Origin of the sequence: Ottowia sp. VDI28, assembly GCF_049532675.1 — a bacterium.
GTDB lineage: Bacteria > Pseudomonadota > Gammaproteobacteria > Burkholderiales > Burkholderiaceae_C > Ottowia.
This window is the reverse complement of sequence record NZ_CP149820.1, coordinates 519978-544416: the sequence shown is the minus strand read 5'-3', so window position 1 is coordinate 544416 and position 24439 is coordinate 519978. Positions and strand designations below refer to the sequence as shown.

The following is a 24439-nucleotide window of genomic DNA, read 5'->3' as shown; positions in this document are numbered from 1 at the left end:
CCCATTTCATGGATGAAGCGTTCGGCACTATCGGCGGCTTGATCCGTATGCACGCGCAACGGAATCCTGCCCGCCCAGCCTTGATGGACGTCGGCGCCCCTGAAGACCTCCTGAGCTACGGCGATCTGGATCGCCTGATGGACCGGATCGGCGCCACCCTGCAAGCCTCAGGACTTTCGGCGGGCGATTGCATCGCCATCTGCGGGCAGTCAAGCAAGACTTACGCGGCCGTCTTCCTGGGAGCGCTTCGCTTCGGCATCGTGGTCGCGCCGCTCTCGCCGTCCTCGACACCCGATCAGTTGGCGCGCATGCTGGCTGACTCCCAGGCCCGCCTGTTTTTCGTGGACGCTTCGGCAGCCGCCCTGATCAACCCCTGCGAGTCCTCAGATCCTGCCCGGATTGCATTGGATGGCTCCGGGTACGGCATGGCGTTCGAAAGCTGGCTGACCGCTCAGGACGCCCGGCCCTCACCGGTGACGCTGGAGCCCGGGTCGCCCTTCAATATCATCTACTCGTCGGGAACGACGGGAGACCCGAAGGGCATTGTCCAGCCGCATGGCATGCGCTGGGTCCATATGCAACGGGGCCGCCCCTACGGCTATACGCCCGAAAGTGTTGCGGTACTCTCCACGCCGCTCTACTCCAACACCACTCTGGTCGTCTTCTTTCCCACGCTGGCATTCGGCGGCCTGGTGGTTCTGATGCCCCGCTTCAGCGTCTCTGGCTATCTGGAGGCTTGCGAGAAGCATCGGGCCACACATACGATGCTGGTCCCGGTGCAGTATCAGCGCTTGATGGCCAGCGATCAGTTCGACCGCACGAACTTGTCCACCTTCGTCGGCAAGTTCTGCACCAGCGCGCCGTTTCCCGCCGAGCTCAAGGCCGATGTTCTCCGCCGCTGGCCTGGTGGCCTGATTGAGTATTACGGCATGACGGAAGGAGGTGGCACCTGCATCCTGGAAGCCCATCACCATCCGGACAAACTACACACGGTCGGCCGCCCCGCAAGCGGCAGCGACATCCGCCTGATTGACGATGAGGGGCATGAAGTGGAACTTGGCCATGCGGGCGAAGTAGTCGGTCACTCGGGTGGAATGATGAAGGGCTACCATGGGCAGCCAGCCAAGACGCGCGAGGCCGAATGGTTCGATCCGCAAGGCAAGCGCTTCATCCGGACAGGAGATATCGGTCGTTTCGACGACGATGGGTTTCTGATTCTGTTCGATCGCAAGAAGGACATGATCATCTCCGGCGGCTTCAACATCTACCCCAGCGATCTTGAAGATGTTCTGCGCAAGCACCCTGCCGTACTGGAGGTAGCTGTGGTGGGCGTGCCGTCCGCGACCTGGGGGAATCTCCTGCTGCCTTTGTCGTGCTGCGCGGCGACGCCGGGACCATAGATGCACCATCGCTGCGCGAATGGGCCAATGAGCGTGTGGGCAAGACCCAGCGGCTCGTCGCCCTCGACCTTCTCGATGAACTCCCGCGCAATGCCATTGGCAAAGTGCTGAAGCGCGAACTGCGGGACAGAGTCGCGGCAGTTTGATTTTCCTGATAACGAGCCACGATGGAAAGAAAAACATGAGAGACATTCAACGCCGGCGCCTCATGCTGGCACTGCCTGGTTTGGTAGCAGCCCCATGGGCAGCCCCTGTTCATGCCCAACAGCCCTATCCCTCCCAGCCAATACGCATCATCGTTCCGTTCGGCCCTGGAGGCTCACCGGATCAATTCTCCCGGCAGATGGGAAAGGAGTTGTCCGAGCGGCTGCATCAGCCGATCGTGGTGGAAAACAAGCCTGGCGCGAATAGCATGCTGGGGACCGGATACGTGGCCCGCAGCGTGCCGGCCGACGGCTACACCATTCTGTACGGCACCAACTCCGGCATCTCCGCGGCGCGCTCGATGGTCAAGTCGCTGCCCTACGACCCCATGGCCGACCTGAGCGGCGTGGCTATGCTGCAGGATACGAGTTTCGTGCTTGTGACCAGCAGCGCGAACAAGGGCATGACTTTGGCCGAGCTGATCCGAAGGATACGTGCCAACCCTGGCAAAGTGAACCTCGCGGGTGCCAGTGTCACGACGACCGTGGTCGCCAAGATGATGGAAACCAAAGGCCAGCTGAACACGGTCTACGTACCCTACAAGGAAAACTCACGCATGCTGCTTGACCTGATGGCAGGCCAGGTGCTTGCCGGATTCAGCCCGATTCCCTCGGCTCAGCCCTTGATCGAGCAAGGCAAGGTGATTCCGCTGGCCATCACGGGTCCCGAGCGGGTGGGTCTGCTCCCCAAAACGCCCGCACTGTCGGAACAGCTGCCGGGAGTCACGCTCACTACATGGACCGGCTTCTTCGTGCCATCGAAGACACCGCGCCCCATTGTCGATTTCCTGCACCGTCAAATTACCGAGGTCATCAAACTGCCCGAGTTGCAGACCTCCATCCTCGAATCAGGAAGAGCCCTCACGATGTCTCCCGCGGAAGTCGATGCCTTTATTCGAAAAGACGAACCACGCTGGACTGCACTTTTCCGCGAAGCCGGCATAGAGCCGCAGTAGAGCCTGCAAGCCCGAGACGATGTCTAATTACGATCCCATGGATACAGCTCGCCAGTTGCGGGATGCCTTGGATGCCGCCCGGACGGACTCGGCGCGGCGGGCTGATGCCTTGCATGCACTCCTGGCACCTGGTGCTCGTTTTCGGGCACTGGGCCGAACGGTGGAGGAGCGTGCGGCAGTGAAACGTGAGTTGGAGGGCATGGCGCGCATCGCAGAATCCACAGGGATGCGCTGGACCGGCCCTGTTCTGCAGACGGGGCGTATCGTCATCACCGCATACTCGCCCTCCGACCGGCCTGAACGAGGTTATGTATTAACCGTTCAGGTTCGGGAAGGCAGCATCGCCGAAGTCGCCCAACAACGTACTGCACCGCGCGCAGCACCTGCCGGCCCACTCCGCATTCCCTCCGATCTGCGCACACTGATCAACACAGCTCTGGCCGAAAGGCACCCTATGCTGATGGGCCACGTAGGCCCTGACGGGCAGCCTCATCTCTCGTTTCGCGGCTCCGTGCAAGTGCACGAAGACGACAGCCTCTGCCTTTGGATCCGCAACGCGGAAGGCGGGTTTGTGTCAGCCATCGCGACACAGCCGCGAGTCGCGTTGATGTATCGCAATGAGGATTCAAAGGCCACTTATCAGTTCAAAGGACGCGCTCGCGTCGTGAATGACGATGACACCCGGCTGCGGATCTACCAAGCTGCTCCGCAGGTGGAACGCGATCATGACTTCGCCATGGCTGGGGTGGCCGTAGTGATCGAACTCGACAGCATCGAAGGCTATGCGGGACTCGGCCCGAATGGCCAAACCGGCCGCGTCCGGCTGCTGAGGCATCCGGCGGGCGCCTTCCGACCTCCTTTTTCAGAGACCTCTCCATCATGACCAGCATCTCGGTTTCGTCATTGCGCATCGTCCATGGCCTGCCCGAACTGCTGGCGCTGAAGGGCCAGCACGTGGGAACCAGCGGATGGATGGCCATCACCCCGCAAATGGTTCAGGCGTTCGCGGATTCGACCGGCGATAGACAGTGGATTCACCTGGATGCCGAACGGGCTGCCAAGGAGTCGCCGTTCGGCGGCACCATTGCGCATGGCTTCCTGACCTTGTCCCTGTTGCCCGCGCTAAGCGCTTCCACGCTCTCGGTTCAGGGTACGCGCATGAGCATCAACTATGGCCTCAACCGGGTTCGCTTCACGGCACCAGTCCGTGTCGGTAAACGCGTCAGGCTCCATCTCGAGTCCGCGGACATGGAGCCAGAGCGCGACGGCAGTGTCAAGATGACATGGCGCTCGACCATCGAGATCGAGAACGAAGCAAAACCTGCATGCGTGGCAGAGACTCTGGCCAAGTACTATTTTTAACGCGTCGCGAGGGCCGAGTAGCCTGCCCTGGCGCGGATGGCCAAGAAGCCCAGGCCCCAACCCCAAATTGAGGCGGCTATCGTACAGTTCTCAGAGATCCAGAACCAGCCTCGGCCCCAGGCTGCCCGAACAGCAGATCATCATGACATCGTTGGCAGCCTTCTCTTCGCTGGAGAGAAGAGTGTCCCGATGATCGGGCGTTCCCTGCAGTACGCGTGTCTCGCATGCGCCGCAGATACCTTGCTCGCAGGAAGCGCGTACTTGCACGCCACATGTCCGAACCGCTTCAAGAATGGTTTGACCGGGCTCTACCTTGACCGTGCACCCAGTGCGTGCAAGCTCCACGGAGAATCCGCCTTCGGCAGCCACCTCTATATCCGCGCTGAACCGTTCTAGGTGCACGTGTCCTTCAGGCCTTCCGGCCGTGGCCACCACGAAAGCATCGAGCATGGGTCCCGGTCCGCAGCAGTAGAAATGGGTGGCCGCAGGCGCCCTGGACACAATGCCGGCAAGATTGAGAAATTGGCCGGGAGGCTGCTCTTCGTCGACATGCAGGTTCAGCGAAGACGGCAAGCGGTCGAGGAACAAGGCTTCATCGCGCAATCTGACGCTGTAGTGGAGCTCATAACTCTTGCCCAAGGCCGACAGGCGGTCGGCCATGCATGCAATTGGCGTCACCCCGATGCCTCCCGCGATCAGAATGGTGTGTGCAGCTGATTCGTCAAGCTCAAAGTGATTGCGCGGCGCGCTCACCTCGAGGACTGCTCCCACCCTCAACGTATCGTGCATATAGGCCGATCCGCCTCGGCTGTTGCGGTCACGCTTGACTCCGATCACGTAGCAATCCGTGTCGAGAGGCCCATTGCACAACGAGTACTGGCGGACCAGCCCATTCGGCAGCGTCACATCGATATGCGCTCCGGCGGTGAACGGCGGCAGCGGACTGGCGTCGAGTTTTTTCAGCTCGAACAACATGGTGCCTTCGGCGGCAAGCCGAATGGCAACCAACTTCACTTGAAATCCTTGAGGATCCATTGACGTGCTTCTCATCAGTTTCATCTATTAATGAAATTATATTTTGTTTTTCATAATTTCATGGCACGACAAAGCAGACCGGATCCAGAAGCTTGGAAAATCCAGATTGAACGCTTTTCAGTATCCAGGAGACCGTGAGTCGCCTGAATGGTCAGACAGAGCAGGCGGCGAGCGCGCTACGCGTCTCGGGCACGGTATTCGCGCCTTCCGATCGCATGCAGAGTCGTTATGGGTTCGCATCGCCAGTCACGGCTATCATCGCCACCGGCTCAGGCTGCAGCAGACTTCCTTCACGCCAGCCCTTCCAGGTAGCGGCCGCAAGCGCCACCACCACCAACGAAGCCAACGCCAGCGCGATCATCGCCAGCGCCTGCATGGCAGGTTGATGCACAGCCAGCCGCGCCGTCAAGGTAGCCCATGCGGCCAATGGAAACCCCATGGACCAGAACGCCACCGAGAACGGTTGCGCCAACATGCGGCGGCCCAGTTGCACGCTCCACAGCAGGAAAAACAAGGCCATGCCCCAGCACATCCATGCCAGTTCCACCGGCCCGCCCATTTGCAACGAGGCCGACCCCACCACCGCGGGCGGCGCGATGGTGATGAAAGTCATGGGAAGCAGGCGCTCCGTCCACAAACCCTTTGCCGCCATACGGGCAAAGATGAGCGCCAGCAGCACAGGCCAAAGCAACAAGCCCACACCGAACTGCGCGAAGGCCCACTCGCCCGCGTTCAGGCTGGCGCCCGCCAGAGGTGCCAGCACGTTGCCAACCACAGGCACCAGCAGCGCCGGCGTGAGCATAGGCCAGCCGAGCGCCAGGGCCTTGTCCGCGCTGAGCCAGCGCGTCATCACCCAGAATGTGGCTCCAAATTGCGCCAGCGACCCTGCCCACCACAGCACGGCCAGCCAGGTCTGAGGCCCCAGCAGCGAAACACCGCACGTCGCCAGCAGAATCATAGACACCGGAATCGTGGCCACGAAAGCATGCCGCACCGGGTGCGTCAACTCCGCCGCCAGCGCCTCCGGATAACGCTGCCAGCGCCCCCATGAGAGCGCGAGCAGCAGCACGAAGACCAGCGCGGCCGCTCCCGCCAGTACCAGCGAGGCGGCACCCGCCAGGTCGCCCAGGAAGGGCGCCGCACGCCCCCACGACAGAGAAAGCCCGGCCAGCCCCATCACGATGGCAAACCAGTTCAAACCAAGGTATTTAAGGGCATCGGGTTGTCGCGGCATGCCGGAATCATGCCATTGCACGCGCAAACGACAGGAAATGCATAAACAAAGAAGAAAAGATTCGTTCGCTTTCGCGGCGGCTGAAGCCACCATGCCGGCTGGACTGCGCCCTCTTCCGCGGGGTCCTCCACAAGCTTTCATGCCGCCCTCCGAAAACACTTCGCAGAGAACGGCAAGCTTCGATCAAATCCACACATAGAAGCCATGCAACCTGCCACCTCTTCTCAAATCACTCGTCTGGAAATGGCCACCTACGTCGTTCTGGCCATTGTGATGCTGGTAGCTGGCCTTTTGGCCAGCTAGGAAACGCGATGCGTTCAACAGGAAACACATAAACAAACAAGAAAAGATTCGTTCGCTTTCGCGGAAGCTGAAGCCACCATGCCGGCCTGGCCACTTAAATTTCCACGGGAGTTCAACAATATGTTTTCACGCCGCCATACCCTGCAAGCCGTCGCGCTTGCCCTTGCCGCCCCCGCCGCGCTGGCGCAACCCACGCCGGTGACGCTGCTCAATGTCAGCTATGACCCCACACGCGAGCTGTACGTCGAGTTCAACAAGGCTTTCGCCACGCATTGGAAAGCCAACACCGGCCAGACAGTGACCATCAAGCAATCTCATGGCGGCTCAGGAAAACAGGCGCGCTCGATCATCGACGGCCTGGAGGCTGACGTGGCCACGCTCGCGCTGGCTGGCGACACCGATGCACTGGCTGCGCACGGCGCACTGATTCCCAAGGACTGGCAAAAGCGTCTGCCACATAGCAGTTCGCCCTATACCTCCACCATTGTGCTGGTGGTGCGGCAAGGCAACCCCAAGGGGATCAAGGATTGGGACGACCTGGTCAAACCCGGCGTGAAGGTCATCACACCCAACCCCAAAACCAGCGGCGGCGCGCGCTGGAACTACCTGGCAGTGTGGGAATACGCCAAACGCAAGTATGGCGGCGATGCGCCCGCCAAAGATTTCGTCACCAAGCTCTATCAAAACGTTCCTGTGCTCGATACTGGCGCACGCGGCTCCACCGTCACTTTCGGCCAGCGCAATCAGGGTGACGTATTGGTGGCCTGGGAGAACGAAGCACATCTGCTGGAAAAGGAGTTCGGGACGAAATTCGATATCGTCTATCCCAGCCTCTCCATACTGGCCGAGCCCGCCGTGACCTTGGTAGACAAGAACGTTGACAAGAAGGGCACGCGCGCGGTGGCTCAGGCCTATCTGGAATACCTGTACAGCGATGAAGGCCAGGATATCGCGGGCAAGAACTTCTATCGCCCGATTTCGGCCAAAGCCACCGCCAAATATGCCGCCCAGTTTCCCAAGCTGAACCTCTTCACCATCGACCAGGCCTTTGGCGGCTGGACGCAAGCCGCCAAGACCCATTTCGCCGATGGCGGCGCCTTCGACCAGATCTACACCAATAAATGACAAGAGGAGCTTTGCATGACCTCCCCAGCCACCCGCCCCTTGCCACCCGAAGCCCTGCGCATGCTGGCCGTGACCGCGGCGCTTTGGAGGGTGACGCAATGTTCCCGCCCGGCGCGGCCCATGGGCATGGTGACAGGCAGCGAGTTGCGGCGATGGCCCTATTGGCCAGCCTATCCCGCAGCGGCGGCTGGCTGGCGCTGACCGCAAACCTCCAAGACAACGGATATATATCAATAACAAATAAAGAAAGAGAAAAAAGTCGTTTGAGTTTTAAAGACACCCTCGCAAACTCCTTGCTCAAGCTGGTCACGGACCGGCATAGCTTTCAGGGATGTCATGAAAACCTCGCTTCGACTCTTCGTTTCCGCTGTTGCACTGGCCGCGGCCTCGGCCGCCAGTGCGCAGGTCACGCTGCTCAATGTTTCCTACGATGTCGCGCGCGAGTTCTACAAGGATTACAACGCGGCCTTCATTGCGCATTACAAGAAAACCACCGGCAAGGATCTGCGCGTGGACCAATCCCACGCCGGCTCCAGCGCGCAGGCGCGTGCCGTGGCCGATGGCCTGGCCGCGGACGTGGTCACCATGAACACCACCACCGACGTCGACTTCCTCGCCGACAAAGGTGTCGTGGCCAAGGACTGGCGCAGCAAGTTTCCGAACGATGCCGCTCCCACCACCTCCACCATGCTGTTCCTGGTCCGCCAGGGCAACCCCAAGAACATCAAGGATTGGGATGACCTGACGCGCCCCGATGTGAAGGTAGTAGTGGTCAACCCCAAAACCGGAGGCAACGGCCGCCTGGCCTATCTGGCAGCCTGGGGCCAGGTGCGTGCCAAGGGCGGTACTGACGCACAAGCGGCGGAGTTCGTAAGCAAGCTCTACAAGAACGTGCCCGCGCTGGCACGCGGAGGGCGCGACGCCACAGGTATGTTCCTGCAGCGCAACGTGGGCGACGTGCTGATCACCTTCGAATCCGAGGTGGTGTCTGTGGAACGCGAATTCGGCAAGGGCAAGGTACAGGCCATTCACCCCTCCGCCAGCATCGTGGCGGAAAACCCGGTTGCCGTGGTGGAGCGTACGGTGAACAAAAAAGGCACGGCCGCGGAGGCCAAGGCGTACCTGGATTACCTGTATTCGCCAGAAGCCCAGGAAATCGCCGCCCAGCATGGCATCCGGCCGCGTGATGAAGCTGTGCTGAAAAAGCATGCGGCCGTTTTCAAGCCGATCAAGCTCTTTACCGTGCAGCAGTATTTCGGTTCGCTGGCCGAGGCGCAGAAAGTGCACTTCAACGATGGCGGGCAGTTCGACAAGCTCTACACGCCTGGCAAGTGATGTGATCACCTCCTGGAATGCGCCTACCCCCTGAGGGGGCGGGTGCAAACACCATGCTGCTCCAACTCCTGACATGACCACCCTCACGCTCGCCGCGCCCTCCGCTGCGGCCCCGCGCCGCCGGACTCGCCGCCGTGTCCTTCCGGGCTTCAATCTCACGCTGGGCTATACCCTGCTGTACCTCGGCCTGATTGTGCTCATCCCGCTTTCAGCGTTGGTGTTCAAAACGCTCTCGCTGAGCTGGCCCCAGTTCTGGGAAGCGGTGACTGCGCCGCGCGTGCTGGCGTCGTTCCGCCTGACCTTCGGCGCTTCGCTGATCGCTGCGGCGTTCAACGTGGTGGCCGGGTTGCTGGTGGCCTGGGTGCTGGTGCGCTATCAGTTCCCGGGCAAGAAGATCGCCGATGCCCTGGTAGACCTGCCTTTCGCCCTTCCCACCGCCGTCGCGGGCATTTCGCTGTCTGCCCTGCTGGCGGGCAACGGCTGGATCGGCCAGTATCTGGAACCACTCGGCATCGAACTGGCGTTCAAACCAGGCGGCATTGTCATTGCGCTGATCTTCATCGGCCTGCCCTTCGTGGTACGCACGGTGCAGCCCGTGCTGGAAGACACCGAGAAAGAGCTGGAGGAGGCCGCGGCCTGCCTCGGCGCCACACGGTGGCAAACCTTCCGGTACGTGATCTTCCCCGCCATCGCGCCCGCACTGCTGACGGGCTTTGCCATGGCCTTCGCGCGCGCGGTGGGCGAGTATGGCTCGGTCATCTTCATTGCCGGCAACATGCCGATGGTGTCGGAAATCACGCCGCTCATCATCATTGGCAAACTGGAGCAGTACGACTATGCCGGTGCCACCGCCGTAGCCTCGGTGATGCTGCTGATCTCCTTCATTTTGCTGCTGATCATCAACGGGCTGCAGGCCTGGGGGCGGCGGCGCTACGGGAATGTGTCATGAGTGCGCAGGCCCATTCCAAAGCGTTCGCCCCGAAGCGGATCCGCACCACTGAATCACCCGCAGTCCGCTGGCTGTTCACAACGCTGGCCCTGGGTTTCATGGCCCTGTTTTTGGTTCTGCCTCTGGCCGCCGTGTTCGCCGAAGGACTCAAGAGCGGCTGGCAAGCCTACTGGGCCGCCCTGCAGGAGCCCGATGCCCAGTCCGCCATTCTTCTCACCCTGCTCACGGCGGCGATCACGGTGCCTTTGAACCTGGTGTTCGGTGTGGCGGCAGCATGGTGTATCGCTAAATTCGATTTCAAGGGCAAGGCCTTTTTGACCACCCTGATCGATTTGCCGTTTTCCGTGTCGCCCGTCGTCGCCGGGCTGATCTATGTGCTGGTATTCGGCGCGCAGGGTTGGTTGGGGCCTTGGCTGGCCGAGCACGACATCAAGATCATCTTCGCGGTACCGGGGATTGTGCTGGCTACTGTGTTCGTCACCTTTCCTTTCATCGCCCGGGAATTGATCCCGCTCATGCAGGCACAAGGCAGCGACGAAGAGCAGGCGGCCCAGGTCCTTGGCGCGAGCGGGTGGCAGACCTTCTGGCATGTGACAGTCCCCAACATCAAATGGGGCCTGATCTATGGCGTGATCCTGTGCAACGCGCGCGCCATGGGCGAATTTGGAGCCGTGTCCGTGGTGAGTGGCCATATCCGCGGCCAGACCAACACCATGCCGCTGCACGTGGAGGTGCTCTACAACGAATACCAGGGCCAGGCTGCATTCGCCGTGGCCTCGCTGCTGGCATTGCTGGCCATTGCCACGCTGGTCATCAAGACCGCGGTGGAGTGGCAGCAGGGAAGGCAACAGAAGAATCTATCTCCCGAAGGTCAATCATGAGCATCGAGATCCGCCACATCACCAAACAGTTCGGCGCATTCCAGGCGCTCGACGATGTCAGCCTGGACATCGGGTCCGGCGAGCTGGTGGCGCTGCTTGGCCCTTCAGGCTGCGGCAAGACCACGCTGCTGCGCATCATCGCGGGGCTGGAGTCCAGCGACGAAGGCGTCATTCTGTTCAACGGCCAGGACACCACCGAGGTGCACGTGCGCGAGCGCGGCGTGGGCTTCGTGTTCCAGCACTATGCGCTGTTCCGGCACATGACAGTCGCCGACAACGTGGCCTTCGGTCTTCGCATGAAACCGCGCGGCGAGCGCCCCAGCGAAGCACGCATCAAGGCCAAGGTGCAGGAGCTGCTCAAGCTGGTTCAGCTCGACTGGTTGGCCGACCGCTACCCCTCTCAACTCTCAGGCGGCCAGCGCCAGCGCATCGCCCTGGCCCGCGCGCTGGCGGTAGAACCCAAGGTGCTGCTCCTCGACGAGCCCTTCGGTGCGCTGGATGCCAAGGTGCGCAAGGAACTTCGCCGCTGGCTGCGCCGGTTGCATGATGAACTGCATGTGACCAGCATTTTCGTCACACACGACCAGGAAGAAGCGCTGGAAGTGGCCGATCGGGTGGTGGTGATGAACAAGGGCCGCATCGAGCAGGTCGGCACACCCCAGGAGGTATGGGAACACCCGGCCACCCCGTTCGTGTACGGCTTCTTGGGCGATGTGAACCTGTTCCACGGCCGGGCCAGCGGTGGCCAGATGCAAGTAGGAGATTGGCATATCGCCGCCCCCGAACATGCCGAGGCCATGGATGCGGAGGCCATGGCCTTCGTGCGCCCAAGCGACCTGGCCGTGGCGCCTTATACGCCCGGCGCGCCCGGCCTGGTGGCCAGGCTTGATCGCGCACTGGTGATCGGCCCGCAGGCCCGCCTGGAATTGACACCGCGCGACCAGCCCGCGCCTATTCTGGAGGCCGACATGCCCGCCGAAGAGTATCGGCAGCTTGGTCTCAAGGAAGGAGACAGCGTCAGCGTCTCACCACGCAAAGCGCGCGTGTTCCTGGAAGTGGCGGACGATCCGGCCGTGATGATCTAAGAACGTGTTCAAGATCTCGTCGCGAGGGCCGTTGTGTTCGAAAATCTGTGGATGCAAGCGGTGCGCCGATGCGACGAAAACCGCAGGGTTACCTCGTGGTATCGCGAGGATTTTTAACGCCGCAGACGCAGTTTTTCGGGCGCAAGGGACCCGTGAGGAGATTTTGACACGTTCTTAGAGCTTGGGCGCCTAACCGCCTGCGCTGTCCGGGCCTGTGGCGAAGCAATTCACGCCAACGCGGTATCCAGCACCATCATCAATACAAATCCCATCATCAATCCGGCCGTGGCGAACACCTCGTGGCCCTTGCGGTGGGATTCGGGAATGATTTCGTGGCTGACCACGAACAGCATCGCCCCGGCGGCAAAGCCCAGCCCCCAAGGCAGCAGGGCTGCATTGCTCAGAACCGAAGCGCCGATCACCGCGCCCAGCGGTTCGACCAGGCCGGAAACCGCGCCCAGCATCACGGCAAAGCCGCGCGTGTAACCCGCCGCCAGCAACGCGGCCGCCACGACAAAGCCTTCAGGGACATCTTGTATGGCAATGCCCATGGCCAGCGCGTGGGCCGGCACACCATCGCTTCCCGCATAGCCAGCGCCAATGGCCAAACCTTCAGGCACGTTGTGCAGCATGATGGCAAACACGAACAGCCAAGTGCGGCGCAACTTCTGCGCGGCCGCGCCCTCACGGCCCTTGATGAAATGCTCGTGCGGCAGCGCCCTGTCCAGCAGCAGCAACGCCGCGCCCCCCAGCAGCACGGCCATTCCAACGACCCCACCTGCCGCCCAGGGGCCGCCGCCAAAGGTGCCCGCCTGGCGCGCGGCCTCGAGCCCGGGAATCACAAGCGAGAAAGCACTGGCCGCCAGCATCACACCTGCACCGAAGCCAAACAGCGTATCCTGCATGCGCTCCGAAGGCCTTTGCGCCAGCAGCACGGGCAAGGTACCCAAGGCGGTGGCCAACGCAGCGACGGCTCCGCCAAGCAAGGCCCCCTGAACGGCAGGTTGATCATGAAGCCCATCCCAGACCATGGTGCATAGCACCGGCACACCCGCGGTAAAGATGGCCAGCCCTATCAGGGTCTGGAGGCGGAGTTGTCTCATGGGCCACATGGTCTTCACTCTCAATGGAATCGCGTCAGTGCAGCCGGCTTCCCGGCATGACCAGATGCAGGCTGCACTCGTGCAGCGCTTTGGCAAGAAGCGGGTGTTCGCCGTACCTGGCGCAGTGCTGCTTCAATGCCGCATGGCTCATGTGCAGTTGCTTGCCGGCGGCCAGTTGCATCGCCTCCGGCGCCGTCTCGCTGTGCAGCAACGCCATGAGTTTGTGATGAGCGCAATACAGGCAGTCGGCCGCATCGACCGTCTGGCCCATTTCGGCGTGGCAGTCGGCAAGGTTCACATGCGCCACGAGGAAAGCCGCCACCAAGTCATCTTCCGCGATACCTGGCTGAGGACGGGCCATCAGGTGATGCGCCACCTGAAGCGCCCTCGCATGCCAGGTCACCGCATGCGCCACGCAATGAGCCTGGCTCGCGGCCAGCCCTTCGTTGGTGAATCGCCTCCACTCAGCTAGCAGCGGATGCTCCGCCGCCTCCGCATGAAGTGGCGTGGCACCTTGAACGGTCTGGTGATTCATATCGTGTCCTTTTCATATGAAAGTTCGGAAGCTAGTTGCTCGGTCTGGCCGGAAGACTGAATGCGCGCGATGCGCAACTCACTCTCATGCGCGATTACCAGGGCGCGCAAGCGGATGATCTGCCCCTGCAGACGCTCTATTTCCCGCGCCTGGGCGCGAGCCTGCTCCGTGCAGCGCTGCTGCAACCGCCCATAGTGGTGCAGGAAGATCACATGTTCCTCTGCTACTGAGTTCAGATCTTGTTCGAGGTACGGCATCGTGCAATCGCCTCAGATTGAAGCCCCACTCTCAGATGGCGGGGCCTTTGATGCTCAATATTAAATGATAATCATTCTCAATAAAATACCCACACATTCACCACTGGTACTGGACCGCCAAGGGCCTGCGTGCCTCTTTCCCTCGCCAAGTTGGTAAGACCGAGCTATGCTGGCTGAGGTTGGCTTTGTTGTACGCCGCCGTGATCCACCACCACTTACTCCAAGGAAGACCGCGCATGACCATCCTCGTCGCCTATGTTCCACGGCCGGAAGGCCAGGCAGCCCTGGATAAAGGCATAGAAATTGCCACCCGGCGCAATGAGCCCCTGGTGGTTGTCAACGCTGGCCCCGGCGGGAAAGACGAGTCCGTGATCGACGGCTATGAGGGCGAGCGCATTGCCGAACGCCTGGCCAAGCTCCCCATCGAGGCGGAACTCAAGCATTTCGTGCGAGGCAAGAGCACCATCCAGGAAATCGAGGACCTGGTCGACGAACTCCAGGTGTCGGTGCTGATCATCGGCCTGCGCAAGCGCTCACCTGTCGGCAAACTGATCCTGGGCAGCATGGCCCAGGAGATCCTGCTCAACGTGCCCTGCCCGGTGCTGGCCGTCAAGGCCGACTAGGGCGATCAGTGCCCCGCCACGCCCAGCCAGCGATCCAGCGCGGCCGGGTCCGCGGCAAGCGCCGTGCTGGCGCCATGGTGCACCACGCGCCCTCTTTCGAGAACCAGCGCATTCTGCGTGATCGGCAGAATCTGATGCGCGTGCTGCTCCACCAGAATCATGGCCATGCTCCCTTCGCGGACCATCGTCTCGATGCTACGGAGCAGTTCCTGGACGATCAGGGGGGCCAACCCCTCCAGCGGTTCATCGAGCAGCAGCATGCGCGGATTGAGCATCAGGGCGCGGCCGATGGCCAGCATCTGCTGTTCACCGCCTGACAGCTGGTTGCCCATGTTGCTGCGCCGCTCCTGCAACCGCGGGAAGGTCTGGTAGACCCTTCTGAGATCCCATGCGCCGGGCCGTGCGACCACGGTCAGGTTCTCCTCCACGCTCAGCGACGGGAAAATGTCGCGCTCCTGGGGTACCCAACCGAGCCCGACGTGCGCACGCCGGTGGCTGGGCATCGCCGCCAGATCGTGTTCGCCAAAGCGGAGCTTGCCGCGTGTCTGCCGCGTGGCGCCCATCAGCGTGGCCAGCAGCGTCGTCTTGCCCATGCCGTTGCGGCCGAGCAGCGCCAGGCTGGCACCGCTCTCGATGCTGAAAGAGATGTCTTCCAGCACGGAGGCATCGCCATAGCCTGCCCAGAGGCCTTCGACCTCAAGCAAGTTCGCCATGGACACCCTCTCCAAGGTAGATCTCCTTGACCTGCGGATCCTCGGCAATGGCCTGCGGGCTGCCTTCGGTCAATAGCGCGCCGCCCACCAGCACCGAAATACGATCGGCAAAACGGAACACCAAGTCCATGTCATGTTCGATCAGCACGATCGTCATCTCGCGAGGCAACTGGGCGATGATCTCGAAGAGCTCGCGGCTCTCGCTGGTAGGCACCCCTGCCGCCGGTTCGTCGAGGAGCAGCACGCTCGGTTTGGTCGCCAGGGCAAGGGCGATTTCGATCAGCCGCTGCCGCCCATAGGCGAGGTCTTTCGTCCTGTGATGCGCCACATCGAGCAGCCGCAACTGGCACAACAGTTCGGCCGCTTCCGCCACGGCCTCGCCATGTGCGCCGACTGGCCGCCAGAACCGCCCGGCCAGGCCCCGCCGCTCACAGACGGCCAGCGTGACGGACTCCAGCACGGTGAAGTCGGCGAAAAGCCGGTTGATCTGGAACGTGCGCGCCAACCCGAGCTTGACCCGGTCGTTCTGCGAGGTACTGGTGACGTCCTCGCCCTTCAGCAAGATACTGCCTTGCGTGGGCTCCAGGAACCCCGTGAGGAGGTTGACCAATGTGGTCTTGCCGGCACCGTTCGGCCCGATCAAGGCCTGGCGCGCGCCGGTGGCGACATTCAGCGTCACGTCGCTGGTCGCGACGAAGGCGCCGAACTTCTTCACGAGGTGACGCGTCTGCAGCGCGTAGCTCATGCGCGGCCTCCCCTCGGGAAACGCCTGGCCATGGCACGCAGCCCACCCATGATGCCGTCGCGCGCGAACAGCACCACCAGGATCAGCAGGATGCCGAGCCAGAACTGCCAGTACTGCGGATTGATGTCCGACAGCAGGTGATGGACGGTCATGAACACGATGGCACCGAGCACCGCGCCGTACAGGCTCCCCGTGCCGCCCAGCACCAGCATCAGCAGCACCTCCGCCGAGCGCGAGAAGCTGAGCACATCGATCGAGACGAACTGCGTGGTCTGCGTCAGCAAGCCGCCTGCCACACCCGCATACGCGGCCCCCAGGGTATAGACCGTCACCAGTCGCCTGTTCACCGGCGCTCCCAGTGCGGGCATGCGGAATGCGTTCTGCTTGATCCCCTTGAGCGAAAGCCCGAAAGGCGAGTGCACGATGCGCCGCGCGATCCAGAACAGCACGAAGAGCACCAGCACACAGTAGATATAGGCGGTCTTGCCATACATGTCGAAAGCGAAGCTGCCCAGGAGCGGCTTGAATTCGATGCCCTGAAGACCATCGAGGCCGCCCGTGATCGACGTCAGCTTGTTGGCGGCCACGAAGAGCATCGATGCCACACCCAGCGTGACCATCAGGCGTGTGAGATCGGAGCCCCTGAGAACCAGGAAGCTGGTGGCAAAACCAGCGGCAGCAGCGATCACGCCAGCGCATGCGAGGCCCATGAGCGGATCGTTCCAGCCGTGTTGCGCCAACAGGCCTGCCGCATAGGCGCCGATACCGAAGAAGGCCGCATGCCCCAGCGACACGATGCCGGCATAGCCCAGGAGCAGATCCAGGGAAACAACAAACAAGGCGGTGATCGCGATCTGCGAGAGCAGCGCCAGATCGGAGGGAAACAGGAAATACGCGGCGACCGGAATCACCCAGAACAGGTATTCCGGCCACTTCCAGCGGGAAGCATCACGCAGAGGGGCTATGTCGAAGGCGGCCGGTCCGGCGCCGGTAGGTGCGGGCGCGCTCATTTGGCTGCTCCGCGGCCGAACAGCCCGTGTGGCCGGAAGATCAGCGTCACCACCATCACGGCATAGATCACGAAGGGGCCTATTTGCGGCACATAGTATTTGCCCGCCACATCGAGTATGCCGAGGATGAGCGACGCATAGAGCGAACCCCGGATGTTGCCACTGCCTCCGACCGCGACCACGATCAGGAAGTAGATGATGTACCTGATTGGAAACTCCGGATCAAGCCCCAGCATCTCGATACCCAACGCACCGCCGAGTCCTGCAAGTGCCGAACCCAGGGCGAAAGTCAGCACGAAAACCCGATCGACATCAATGCCCAGGCCACGCGCGGTCCGCGGGTTGTCCACAGCGGCGCGCAGCTTGGCGCCAAAGCGTGTCCCCGAGACCAGCCACTGCAATCCGACCGCCAGTACCAGGCCCACCACGATCAGGAACAGGCGGTAGACGCCCATATCGAGCCCCGGCAAATGTACTTGCCCAGAGAGGATGGGCGGCAACTGCAAAGGCTGTTGCTGCGCGCCAAAAAGATAGTTGGCACCCGAAATCGCTACGAACACCAGGCCGATCGAGAACAGCACCTGGTCGAGATGCGAGGCGCCATAGAGCCGGCGGTACAGCACCCGCTCCAACAACACGCCTACAGCGGCCGAGACCAGCACCACCAATGGCAATGCGGCGAGAAACGGTACACCGAATCGGCTCAGCAAAACGACACAGACGTACCCGCCCAGCATGGCGAAAGCGCCGTGAGCCAGATTGATGAAGTTCATCAGGCCCAGCGTGACGGACAAGCCGACGCTGATCAGGAAAAGCAGCATGCCCGCGGCAATGCCATCAAAGAGGACTGTCATTGACGCCACCGGTCCACACGCGCCGCCTCACTGCGCAAGCAAGTGCGTAGCGCTCTCACCTGATCGGTGAGCGCCATCGAAGTAACGAAGCCAGTATCCATGCAGCCCTTATGAAGATCACAAGCGGTCAACTGCCGTTTCCAGGGCTACTCCTTGCCCGGGTCCTTGACGTCGGCGATCTTGTCGAACTCGACGTTCTGGAGCTTGCCATCGACCCGCTCGACCTTGCGGATATAGATCGTCTGCACCACGTCGCGCGTGGCAGGGTCGATCATGACCGGCCCGCGCGGGCTGACCCACTTCATGCCTTTGGCAGCCGCCACGAATTTTTCGGCGTCCGCACTGCCACCTGTTTTCTTGAGTACATCGGCGATGAGCCGCATGCCGTCATAACCCCCCACCGACATGAAGTTGGGACGGTCCTTGGGATAGGCTTTCGCATAGGCTACGACGTAGGCCTGATTCTCGGGCGACTTGTGGTCCGCGGAATAGTGGAACGAGGTCACCAGGCCCAGCGCCGAATCGCCGAGCGCATCAAGGATGTCTTCGTCGGTCAGATCGCCGGTTGAAATCAGCTTGATCCCGGATTGGGCCAGACCACGTTCCGCAAAGCCCTTCATGAAGGCCACCGTCCCGGCGCCGGGCGGCAGGAACAGGAACACGGCATCGGGCTTGGCATCCTTGATGCGCTGCAGGAACGGGCCGTAATCGGGGTTGTTCACAGGCACTCGGACTTCGTCGACCACCTTGCCGCCCGCGGCGGTGAACGTCTTCCTGAACTGGCCGCCAGCGTCGTAGCCCGGGCCGTAGTCGGCAATGAGAACGAAGACATTCTTGATGCCGCTGCGTGCGGCCCACGTGGCGATGGGCGCCGAGTTCTGCGGCAGCGTCATCGAGGTACGGACGATATAAGGCGATTTGGTTGTGATGGCCGAAGTGGCGGCATTCATCACCACCATCGGCTTCTTGGCTTCAGTGGCGACCGGCGCCACCGCGAAAGCCGATGGCGTCAGGCCGAACCCGGCCAGGATGTCGACCTTGTCCTTGATCACCAGTTCCTGGGCGAGCCGCTTGCTCACATCGCCGGCCGTGCCGGGACTGTCGTCCTTGAGCACGAGCTCTATCTTGCGCCCGGCGATGGTGTCGCCATTGGTGGCAAGGTAGAGCTTGACGCCGTGCTCGATCTGCTTGCCATAAGCAGCAAAAGGACCGGACATAGGCAGCACCAGCCCGATCTTGAGCGGATCTGCGGCATAGGAAGAGCCTGCAAACGCCGTGGCGAGCGCAAAACCAAGAAGCTGTTTGGCAAAAGACCTGGTAGAAATCATTCGGTTGTCTCCTCATGCACTGAATGAGCACCACATGATGGGCGCGGTTTTCCATTCAGCCTCCAATATAACTGTAAGAACGTGTTTGCGACAGGCGCAGCGTGGACAGAAGCCGCGCAGCAGCCCGCGGCATGTCGTTGACATGCGCTCTATCAGCCCTCGCAACTCACTGAATCGCGGCGGCCTCGCGCAGGCCGCTGATCATCGAGGTTTCAAGTAGATGCTGCGTGGCCAGCGCTTCGTCCGAGGCTTTGCGCTGAAGCTCGGTCAGGGAGCGCCGGCGCTTGTCCGAGTCCCGCTCCTGCATGCGCGCCCGGTTCTTGCCGGACTGCTCCAACACATGCTTGACCGCGATCGGCCTGCGTTGGCGCTCATACAGCTGCAGCAGTTCACTCCCTTCTCCCGCGTAGATTCTGCGGAGTTTGCCGGCCAGGTTGAACGCATCGTGGATGCCGCCGTTCATGCCCATGCCGCCGCTCGGGCTGTTGATGTGCGCGGCATCGCCCGCAAGCACCACGCGGCCGTGAACATAACCCTGCACCACGCGCTGATGAATCCGGTACGGCCGGATTTCCAGAATGTCGTAGGGCTCGGCCGTGGGAAGAATCTCCTGCAACTTGGCCTGAATGGAGACGGGCGATACCGCGTCCTCGTCGGATTCTCCGTCCAGAGGGTAGAGGCTTACCCGCCAAAGGTCACGCAGCCGGAGCAGACTGAAAGTACCGGAATCCTTCCAGCAGTAATTGATGAACGAGAGATCCGGAAGGTGCTCGTGGAAAGGAAAGCTGGTGGTGGCCAACACCGTGGTCTCGGGGAAAGTATGGCCTTCGAATGTGAGGCCCAGCTGCGAACGGACCGCGCTCCTGGCCCCATCCGCACCGATCAGGTAGGCGCCCAAGAACGAGTGCGGCTCGCCAGCCGCATCCTGAGCGGTCACCTCGACACCGTCCTCGTTCTGCGCAAAGCTTTGCAAACGATAGCCGGACAGCACCTCGATGCCAGGCAGCTTGTTCCGGATGTATTCCAGCAGGAACTCTGCCAGGCGCCATTGCTCGCATTGCAGGCGGTAGGGGTGCGCGGTGTGCGCCCTCAGAACGCCGAGATCGAACTCCGCGAACTCTCCGGTGGTGTGCCAACGCACTTGCCAGGTGGGAGCCACCAATCCGGCCTCGATCAGCCGCGAGGTGATGCCGAACTCATCCAGCATATCGAGCGTGGGAGGGTGAAAGGTAGAGGCACGCAGCTCGCGCGGCACATCGGCATCGGCTTCAAGCACCAGGCATTCGATTCCATAGTGCCCCAGAAGCAGGGCAGCGGTAAGACCCACCGGGCCACCGCCCGCAATGATCACACGTTGAGAATTAAGCTTGTTTGTAGACATGGTCAGGCACGCGCAGAAGCAAAGCAGAAGCAGAAGCAGAGGCAAAATGGGTTCATCGGCATTGAAGAGCTTCCAGGCGATCGCCCCAGTGCCGGCCCTGGAGCCAGTCTTGAATGGGATAGCCGCCGGGAGTGAGCAGCTCTACGGCCTTCCAGGCCAGGCAGAACATGCAGGAAAGCACCGGCACGCCCGATCCGGCCAGGTTAGCCCGCAGCAGGGGCGCCAGCGTAGGCATCCCCGTTCCCAGCATCACCACGGCGTCCACACCGCTCAACGAACCCAGCTCACCCAGCACGCCGCCGGCCTGCTCAGCGCTCAAGGAATAGATGGGATGAAAAGCGGATGAATCCGTGATGGCCGATGCCACCTTCACCACGGTCAAGCCATGCGATTCCCAGTATTTCACGCTCTTTTGGGTCAGGCCTTCCGGATAAGGCGTGGCCAAGGCAATGCGCTTGGCATTCATGTGGGCCAAACAATCGACCAGCGCGGTTGCCGCGGTATAGGCAGGAACGCCCCTGCCAGCGCCAAGGCGTTCCATCAGGCGCTCTTCGTTCTCGCGCCCGGCAAGATAAGAAGCTCCGGTGCAACCCAAGGCCAGCGCCGCAACCGGCGCATTGGCAAACTGGCTGGCCGTTTGCCCCGCGACTTCGAGGTAATCCAGCAGGCGTTCCTCGATGGTGGCCTTGCCGCTGACGAGCCTGGCGCTGATATGTGCATAGCCGGGCGGCAGAAGTATCGAGAATTCCGGCTCCACAGTGGTGTTGGCCTGCGGAGTCAGCAGCCCGACCAGGCCCTTCGGGGCGTATTCAACGCTCATGGATTCAGTTCCTGCTTTCTGCTTCCCGCTCACTCGGCCGTAATCTTGACGTCCTTGAGAACCGCCGCCCACTTGGTGGTTTCCTGCTTGAGAAACTTCTCGAACTCACGCGGCCCCAGGCCCATGGGATGGAGACCGGCCTGCTGCAGCTGTGCCCGGACATCGGGACGCTCAATGACTTTCACCAGCTCGGAGCGCAGGCGTTCCACCACCGGTTGGGGTGTCTTTGCCGGCACGGAGATACCGAACCAGGCATCGCCCACCGCCCCAGGGAATTGCTCATTCATCGTGGGTACATCCGGATATTCCTGCAACCGGGTGGCGCTGCTGACCGCCAGTGCACGAAGTTTTCCGCTGCTGATCTGTGCCGCCGCGACGGCAGGACTTGTCAGCATCGCGCCAAGAGTGCCGCCCACCAGGTCGGTCACGGCAGGGCCTGTGCCCTTATAAGGAACATGCACCATGCGGAACTTGGCCTGCCGCTGCAGAAGCTCGCCCGCCAGGAATCCCGCGGAGCCCACACCAGCTGAGCCCCAGCTCACCCCTTTAGGCTCCTTGCGCGCGAAATCAATGAACTGGGCCAGCGTCTTGGCCGGATGATCGGCCCGAACCACCAGCATGTTAGGGAAGCTGCCGATCAGGAAGACATGGATGAAATCGTCCATCGGCTTGTATGCGAGCTTCTGGCCGATCAACGGTGCGGTCGTGATGGCCGCCCCGTTCGTGATAGTCAGCGTGTAGCCATCGGGCGCGGCCTTGGCGCCGCTGTCGGTACCGATGATCGAGCCCGCCCCGCCGCGATTTTCAACGTAGACGCTTTGCCCCAGCCCTTCAGCCAGCTTGTTGGCCATCAAGCGGCCGGCGATATCGCCAGTGCCACCGGGCGAGAATGGCACGATCATTCGCAGGGGCTTGTCCGGGTAGGAGTCCGCCGCGACCGCGCCTCCGCTCAGGGCCAGCGACGACATCAGCGCAAGTGCGGCCGAACGCCAGATACGATCGAAGGAAACCCGAAGGCATGGTGAGGAAGTCATGAATCGCTTACCCAGTCGTCGTTGAAACCAGACTGGTATTTGAGCCCTCAGAGTGCGCCCAAATACCCACGGTCATCAGGAAAAGAGCGCTTGCAGCAATTGTCCTAATGTACCTATCATGATACAAATAAGATCCTGCTTATGCAATCTTCCATGCCCTTGCCGAAGTACCACCAGGCCTATCTCGTTCTGAAAGAACGGCTTCTGGACGGCCTGTACAACGGCGGGCTTCCCAGTGAGCTGGAACTCACGACCGAATTCGGGGTTTCAAGGGTCACCATCCGGAAGGCCCTGGGCAATCTGGTCGCTGAGGGATTGATCGAAAGGACGGCCGGCCGGGGAACAAGGCGAGTAAATGCCAGCGGAGCCGCTGGCCAGAACACGCCCGGATCCGGCCCGTCCCATCTTCTGGACAAGCTGGTGGCCATCAACCAGAGCACCACCGTGACCGTGCTGGAGCATGAGCATCTGCCCGCCACCGAGTCCGTGGCAGCCGCATTGCAGGTGGGCGTGGGCACCAAGGTGCTGAGAATCGTGAGGTTGCGCAGCACCAGCGATGGACCGGTCTCGTATATCGTGACCTGGCTTCCCGCATCTCACTTCCGAGGGCTGACCAAAAGCAAGCTCGAACGCAAGCCGATCCTTACGCTGATTGAAGAAGCCGGCATTCAGATCTCGAGCGGTACCCAGACAGTCTCTGCAAGGCAGGCCGACAATCTTGTGGCCCGGCATCTTGCCGTGCCGGTCGGGACGGCTCTGCTGGCAGTCAACCGTGTGGTGTTCGACAAGGATTCGAAGCCCGTTCAGTGGCTTCAGGGCTTGTACCGCCCGGACCGCTATGAATATGAAATGAAGCTGGCCCGCGCGGGAGAAGCCGACACCGCCAGCGTGTGGATCAGCCGGGAGCTCAATACCCGCATTCAGTAGCGGCCGTGCCGGGCCTGCGAAGTTCAGGCAAGCGCCTGAATGAACTGCGCGCAGGTCATGCGCTTGGCCACACTGCCCATGTCCGCCAGCGCGGTTTGATGGCGCTCTTCGCCGAAGGCCGCGCAACCATCGTCCAGGACCATCGCGTGATAGTCACGCATATGCGCATCGCGCACCGTACTCGCGACGCCACCGTTGGTGACTATGCCGCAAACGGCCACGGTGTCGATGCCGGCGCGGCGAAGCACCCAGTCGAGCTGGGTGTTGAAGAATGCCGAATAGGCGACCTTGTTGACCATCACGTCGACCAGGCCCGCAAGCGCCTCGACATTGGCATGGCCCCAGCCGCCCACGGTGAAGTCGCCTTTTTTCAGGTAGGGGCGCAAGGCCTTGAGATGGGGAGACACCATGGGCTCTCCTTTGGCGTCGGTCCAGAGCGTGAATTGGCTCGCTGCCACCATCCCTCCGGCGGCCTTGAGCGCACGCGCCACCTCTGCCACGCGGGCCGGCAACAGGAGTGCAGGCGGGTTGACGTCACCGCCCCTGGCATAAGCGCCTCGGGGATCCAGGAAGTCGTTCTGCAGGTCGATGATGACCAAGGCCGTCTTGGCCGGAACGAGGGTGTTGTCTTGACTCATGAACGCATCACCGGAATCGGAGGAAAGCGGGCTACCGGCCGGCCGGAGCGGCCGCCCGCGCTCTAGCATGGGTCAAGCTTCAGAATGGAATATCGTCGTCCATGTCGTCGAAGCCCGACGACGGCCTGGAGGCGGGTGCCGGTGCGCGTGGTGCGGGCGCCGCACGTGGCGCGGGCGCCGCCGGACGGCGAGGGCTTCGTAGGCATCACCGCCGCCGTAGCCGCCGTCATCGCCACCGGGACCGCCCATGCCCTGGCGGCTGCCGAGCATCTGCATCTGGTCGACGCGGATCTCGGTGCTGTAGCGGTCCTGCCCGCTCTGCTGATCCTGCCACTTGCGCGTGCGGATACTGCCCTCGACATAAATCTGCGAGCCTTTACGCAAATACTGGCCCACGATTTCGGCCAGGCGGCCGTTGAACACCAGGCGATGCCACTCAGTGTGCTCGCGCTGCTCGCCGCTCTGCTTGTCCTTCCACTTATCGGTGGTGGCCAAGGTCACGTTGGCGACCTGATCGCCGCTGGGAAAGGAACGCATCTCGGGGTCGCGCCCGAGATTGCCGACGAGAATGACTTTGTTGACTGAGGCCATGCTAAGGTATCC

The 24439-nt window shown here is 61.9% G+C and carries 25 protein-coding genes and 2 pseudogenes; 12 read left to right on the top strand and 15 right to left on the bottom strand.

Annotation, left to right across the window (positions count from 1 at the left end; all coding sequences use genetic code 11):
- Positions 1 to 8 precede the first annotated feature (8 nt).
- The 4 genes and pseudogenes from WJU18_RS02475 to WJU18_RS02460 all read left to right on the top strand — a co-directional run bounded on the left by WJU18_RS02475 (position 9) and on the right by WJU18_RS02460 (position 3921).
- Positions 9 to 1546, top strand: a pseudogene (locus tag WJU18_RS02475) (class I adenylate-forming enzyme family protein).
- Positions 1547 to 1581: 35 nt separating this feature from the next.
- Positions 1582 to 2559 (top strand): Bug family tripartite tricarboxylate transporter substrate binding protein, encoded by a 978-nt coding sequence (locus WJU18_RS02470; protein ID WP_423458593.1) that lies wholly within the window; start codon positions 1582 to 1584, stop codon positions 2557 to 2559.
- Positions 2560 to 2596: 37 nt separating this feature from the next.
- Positions 2597 to 3442, top strand: coding sequence for a pyridoxamine 5'-phosphate oxidase family protein (locus WJU18_RS02465; protein ID WP_423458592.1), 846 nt, complete (start codon positions 2597 to 2599; stop codon positions 3440 to 3442).
- Complete coding sequence (locus WJU18_RS02460) at positions 3439 to 3921, top strand: MaoC family dehydratase (protein WP_423458591.1); 483 nt, start codon at positions 3439 to 3441, stop codon at positions 3919 to 3921. Before WJU18_RS02465 ends, WJU18_RS02460 begins: the two co-directional genes overlap by 4 nt.
- A 90-nt stretch (positions 3922 to 4011) precedes the next feature.
- Here WJU18_RS02460 and WJU18_RS02455 read toward each other — a convergent pair whose 3' ends face one another.
- Both WJU18_RS02455 and WJU18_RS02450 read right to left on the bottom strand, forming a co-directional pair.
- Positions 4012 to 4956 (bottom strand): PDR/VanB family oxidoreductase, encoded by a 945-nt coding sequence (locus WJU18_RS02455; RefSeq protein ID WP_423458590.1) that lies wholly within the window; start codon positions 4954 to 4956, stop codon positions 4012 to 4014.
- Between the two features lie 226 nt (positions 4957 to 5182).
- Complete coding sequence (locus tag WJU18_RS02450) at positions 5183 to 6190, bottom strand: C4-dicarboxylate ABC transporter (protein WP_423458589.1); 1008 nt, start codon at positions 6188 to 6190, stop codon at positions 5183 to 5185.
- A gap of 423 nt (positions 6191 to 6613) precedes the next feature.
- Between WJU18_RS02450 and WJU18_RS02445 the strand changes: the two genes are divergently transcribed.
- The 6 genes from WJU18_RS02445 to WJU18_RS02420 all read left to right on the top strand — a co-directional run bounded on the left by WJU18_RS02445 (position 6614) and on the right by WJU18_RS02420 (position 11868).
- Positions 6614 to 7618 (top strand): sulfate ABC transporter substrate-binding protein, encoded by a 1005-nt coding sequence (locus tag WJU18_RS02445; RefSeq protein ID WP_423458588.1) that lies wholly within the window; start codon positions 6614 to 6616, stop codon positions 7616 to 7618.
- Between the two features lie 15 nt (positions 7619 to 7633).
- The gene (locus tag WJU18_RS02440; RefSeq protein ID WP_423458587.1) at positions 7634 to 7819 is read left to right on the top strand and encodes a hypothetical protein; all 186 of its coding nucleotides are present in this window, start codon (positions 7634 to 7636) and stop codon (positions 7817 to 7819) included.
- A 135-nt stretch (positions 7820 to 7954) separates the two neighbouring features.
- Positions 7955 to 8953 (top strand): sulfate ABC transporter substrate-binding protein, encoded by a 999-nt coding sequence (locus tag WJU18_RS02435; protein WP_423458586.1) that lies wholly within the window; start codon positions 7955 to 7957, stop codon positions 8951 to 8953.
- Positions 8954 to 9026: 73 nt separating this feature from the next.
- Positions 9027 to 9902 (top strand): sulfate ABC transporter permease subunit CysT, encoded by an 876-nt coding sequence (cysT, locus tag WJU18_RS02430; RefSeq protein ID WP_423458585.1) that lies wholly within the window; start codon positions 9027 to 9029, stop codon positions 9900 to 9902.
- Positions 9899 to 10783 (top strand): sulfate ABC transporter permease subunit CysW, encoded by an 885-nt coding sequence (gene cysW / locus WJU18_RS02425; RefSeq protein ID WP_423458584.1) that lies wholly within the window; start codon positions 9899 to 9901, stop codon positions 10781 to 10783. The genes cysT and cysW overlap by 4 nt, the downstream gene beginning before the upstream one ends.
- Complete coding sequence (locus WJU18_RS02420) at positions 10780 to 11868, top strand: sulfate/molybdate ABC transporter ATP-binding protein (RefSeq protein WP_423458583.1); 1089 nt, start codon at positions 10780 to 10782, stop codon at positions 11866 to 11868. Before cysW ends, WJU18_RS02420 begins: the two co-directional genes overlap by 4 nt.
- Before the next feature lie 227 nt (positions 11869 to 12095).
- Here WJU18_RS02420 and WJU18_RS02415 read toward each other — a convergent pair whose 3' ends face one another.
- From WJU18_RS02415 to WJU18_RS02405, 3 genes are read right to left on the bottom strand one after another with little or no spacing between them, the layout of a single operon-like run.
- Positions 12096 to 12971 carry a ZIP family metal transporter gene (locus tag WJU18_RS02415; RefSeq protein WP_423458582.1) on the bottom strand — a complete coding sequence of 292 codons (876 nt, stop codon included), beginning with the start codon at positions 12969 to 12971 and terminating at the stop codon, positions 12096 to 12098.
- A 34-nt stretch (positions 12972 to 13005) separates the two neighbouring features.
- Entirely contained in the window at positions 13006 to 13506 is a 501-nt protein-coding gene (locus WJU18_RS02410; protein WP_423458581.1) for a hypothetical protein, read from the bottom strand.
- A complete protein-coding gene (locus tag WJU18_RS02405) occupies positions 13503 to 13763 on the bottom strand; it encodes a hypothetical protein (RefSeq protein ID WP_423458580.1) in 261 nt (86 codons plus the stop codon). The genes WJU18_RS02410 and WJU18_RS02405 overlap by 4 nt, the downstream gene beginning before the upstream one ends.
- Before the next feature lie 236 nt (positions 13764 to 13999).
- Here WJU18_RS02405 and WJU18_RS02400 point away from each other — a divergent pair, with 236 nt between their 5' ends.
- A complete protein-coding gene (locus WJU18_RS02400) occupies positions 14000 to 14386 on the top strand; it encodes a universal stress protein (protein ID WP_423458579.1) in 387 nt (128 codons plus the stop codon).
- A gap of 5 nt (positions 14387 to 14391) precedes the next feature.
- Here the strand turns inward: WJU18_RS02400 and WJU18_RS02395 are convergent, their stop codons facing one another.
- The 8 genes from WJU18_RS02395 to WJU18_RS02360 form a co-directional block, all read right to left on the bottom strand.
- A complete protein-coding gene (locus WJU18_RS02395) occupies positions 14392 to 15099 on the bottom strand; it encodes an ABC transporter ATP-binding protein (RefSeq protein WP_423458578.1) in 708 nt (235 codons plus the stop codon).
- Complete coding sequence (locus tag WJU18_RS02390) at positions 15083 to 15844, bottom strand: ABC transporter ATP-binding protein (protein ID WP_423458577.1); 762 nt, start codon at positions 15842 to 15844, stop codon at positions 15083 to 15085. Before WJU18_RS02390 ends, WJU18_RS02395 begins: the two co-directional genes overlap by 17 nt.
- A complete protein-coding gene (locus tag WJU18_RS02385) occupies positions 15841 to 16854 on the bottom strand; it encodes a branched-chain amino acid ABC transporter permease (protein ID WP_423458576.1) in 1014 nt (337 codons plus the stop codon). Before WJU18_RS02385 ends, WJU18_RS02390 begins: the two co-directional genes overlap by 4 nt.
- Positions 16851 to 17708 (bottom strand): branched-chain amino acid ABC transporter permease, encoded by an 858-nt coding sequence (locus WJU18_RS02380; RefSeq protein WP_423458575.1) that lies wholly within the window; start codon positions 17706 to 17708, stop codon positions 16851 to 16853. Before WJU18_RS02380 ends, WJU18_RS02385 begins: the two co-directional genes overlap by 4 nt.
- Before the next feature lie 146 nt (positions 17709 to 17854).
- Positions 17855 to 19036: an ABC transporter substrate-binding protein gene (locus WJU18_RS02375; protein WP_423458574.1), complete on the bottom strand. Its 1182-nt coding sequence runs from the start codon at positions 19034 to 19036 to the stop codon at positions 17855 to 17857.
- Positions 19037 to 19202: 166 nt separating this feature from the next.
- A complete protein-coding gene (locus tag WJU18_RS02370) occupies positions 19203 to 20417 on the bottom strand; it encodes an FAD-dependent oxidoreductase (protein WP_423458573.1) in 1215 nt (404 codons plus the stop codon).
- Positions 20418 to 20469: 52 nt separating this feature from the next.
- Positions 20470 to 21237 carry a maleate cis-trans isomerase family protein gene (locus tag WJU18_RS02365; protein WP_423458572.1) on the bottom strand — a complete coding sequence of 256 codons (768 nt, stop codon included), beginning with the start codon at positions 21235 to 21237 and terminating at the stop codon, positions 20470 to 20472.
- Positions 21238 to 21266: 29 nt separating this feature from the next.
- Complete coding sequence (locus WJU18_RS02360; protein ID WP_423458571.1) at positions 21267 to 22271, bottom strand: Bug family tripartite tricarboxylate transporter substrate binding protein; 1005 nt, start codon at positions 22269 to 22271, stop codon at positions 21267 to 21269.
- A gap of 153 nt (positions 22272 to 22424) precedes the next feature.
- On the opposite strand from WJU18_RS02360, the gene WJU18_RS02355 reads away from it, so the two are divergent.
- Positions 22425 to 23198, top strand: coding sequence for a GntR family transcriptional regulator (locus tag WJU18_RS02355; RefSeq protein WP_423458570.1), 774 nt, complete (start codon positions 22425 to 22427; stop codon positions 23196 to 23198).
- 23 nt (positions 23199 to 23221) lie between these two features.
- Here the strand turns inward: WJU18_RS02355 and WJU18_RS02350 are convergent, their stop codons facing one another.
- On the bottom strand, positions 23222 to 23836 hold the full coding sequence (locus tag WJU18_RS02350; protein WP_423458569.1) for a cysteine hydrolase family protein: 615 nt from the start codon (positions 23834 to 23836) through the stop codon (positions 23222 to 23224).
- Positions 23837 to 23915: 79 nt separating this feature from the next.
- Positions 23916 to 24427, bottom strand: a pseudogene (ssb, locus tag WJU18_RS02345) (single-stranded DNA-binding protein).
- Positions 24428 to 24439: the final 12 nt, after the last annotated feature.

What these genes read in the sequence shown, in the direction of transcription:
- WJU18_RS02445 (WP_423458588.1), top strand. Translation starts at nt 6,614, where the DNA reads ATGTTTTCACGCCGCCATACCCTGCAAGCCGTCGCGCTTGCCCTTGCC.
- WJU18_RS02420 (WP_423458583.1), top strand. Translation starts at nt 10,780, where the DNA reads ATGAGCATCGAGATCCGCCACATCACCAAACAGTTCGGCGCATTCCAG.
- WJU18_RS02380 (WP_423458575.1), bottom strand. Translation starts at nt 17,708, where the DNA reads ATGACAGTCCTCTTTGATGGCATTGCCGCGGGCATGCTGCTTTTCCTG.
- WJU18_RS02460 (WP_423458591.1), top strand. Translation starts at nt 3,439, where the DNA reads ATGACCAGCATCTCGGTTTCGTCATTGCGCATCGTCCATGGCCTGCCC.
- WJU18_RS02370 (WP_423458573.1), bottom strand. Translation starts at nt 20,417, where the DNA reads ATGTCTACAAACAAGCTTAATTCTCAACGTGTGATCATTGCGGGCGGT.
- WJU18_RS02470 (WP_423458593.1), top strand. Translation starts at nt 1,582, where the DNA reads ATGAGAGACATTCAACGCCGGCGCCTCATGCTGGCACTGCCTGGTTTG.
- WJU18_RS02415 (WP_423458582.1), bottom strand. Translation starts at nt 12,971, where the DNA reads ATGAGACAACTCCGCCTCCAGACCCTGATAGGGCTGGCCATCTTTACC.
- WJU18_RS02435 (WP_423458586.1), top strand. Translation starts at nt 7,955, where the DNA reads ATGAAAACCTCGCTTCGACTCTTCGTTTCCGCTGTTGCACTGGCCGCG.
- WJU18_RS02375 (WP_423458574.1), bottom strand. Translation starts at nt 19,036, where the DNA reads ATGATTTCTACCAGGTCTTTTGCCAAACAGCTTCTTGGTTTTGCGCTC.
- WJU18_RS02465 (WP_423458592.1), top strand. Translation starts at nt 2,597, where the DNA reads ATGGATACAGCTCGCCAGTTGCGGGATGCCTTGGATGCCGCCCGGACG.
- WJU18_RS02385 (WP_423458576.1), bottom strand. Translation starts at nt 16,854, where the DNA reads ATGAGCGCGCCCGCACCTACCGGCGCCGGACCGGCCGCCTTCGACATA.
- WJU18_RS02390 (WP_423458577.1), bottom strand. Translation starts at nt 15,844, where the DNA reads ATGAGCTACGCGCTGCAGACGCGTCACCTCGTGAAGAAGTTCGGCGCC.
- WJU18_RS02400 (WP_423458579.1), top strand. Translation starts at nt 14,000, where the DNA reads ATGACCATCCTCGTCGCCTATGTTCCACGGCCGGAAGGCCAGGCAGCC.
- WJU18_RS02410 (WP_423458581.1), bottom strand. Translation starts at nt 13,506, where the DNA reads ATGAATCACCAGACCGTTCAAGGTGCCACGCCACTTCATGCGGAGGCG.
- WJU18_RS02455 (WP_423458590.1), bottom strand. Translation starts at nt 4,956, where the DNA reads ATGGATCCTCAAGGATTTCAAGTGAAGTTGGTTGCCATTCGGCTTGCC.
- cysW (WP_423458584.1), top strand. Translation starts at nt 9,899, where the DNA reads ATGAGTGCGCAGGCCCATTCCAAAGCGTTCGCCCCGAAGCGGATCCGC.
- WJU18_RS02450 (WP_423458589.1), bottom strand. Translation starts at nt 6,190, where the DNA reads ATGCCGCGACAACCCGATGCCCTTAAATACCTTGGTTTGAACTGGTTT.
- WJU18_RS02440 (WP_423458587.1), top strand. Translation starts at nt 7,634, where the DNA reads ATGACCTCCCCAGCCACCCGCCCCTTGCCACCCGAAGCCCTGCGCATG.
- cysT (WP_423458585.1), top strand. Translation starts at nt 9,027, where the DNA reads ATGACCACCCTCACGCTCGCCGCGCCCTCCGCTGCGGCCCCGCGCCGC.
- WJU18_RS02395 (WP_423458578.1), bottom strand. Translation starts at nt 15,099, where the DNA reads ATGGCGAACTTGCTTGAGGTCGAAGGCCTCTGGGCAGGCTATGGCGAT.
- WJU18_RS02350 (WP_423458569.1), bottom strand. Translation starts at nt 23,836, where the DNA reads ATGAGTCAAGACAACACCCTCGTTCCGGCCAAGACGGCCTTGGTCATC.
- WJU18_RS02365 (WP_423458572.1), bottom strand. Translation starts at nt 21,237, where the DNA reads ATGAGCGTTGAATACGCCCCGAAGGGCCTGGTCGGGCTGCTGACTCCG.
- WJU18_RS02355 (WP_423458570.1), top strand. Translation starts at nt 22,425, where the DNA reads ATGCCCTTGCCGAAGTACCACCAGGCCTATCTCGTTCTGAAAGAACGG.
- WJU18_RS02405 (WP_423458580.1), bottom strand. Translation starts at nt 13,763, where the DNA reads ATGCCGTACCTCGAACAAGATCTGAACTCAGTAGCAGAGGAACATGTG.
- WJU18_RS02360 (WP_423458571.1), bottom strand. Translation starts at nt 22,271, where the DNA reads ATGACTTCCTCACCATGCCTTCGGGTTTCCTTCGATCGTATCTGGCGT.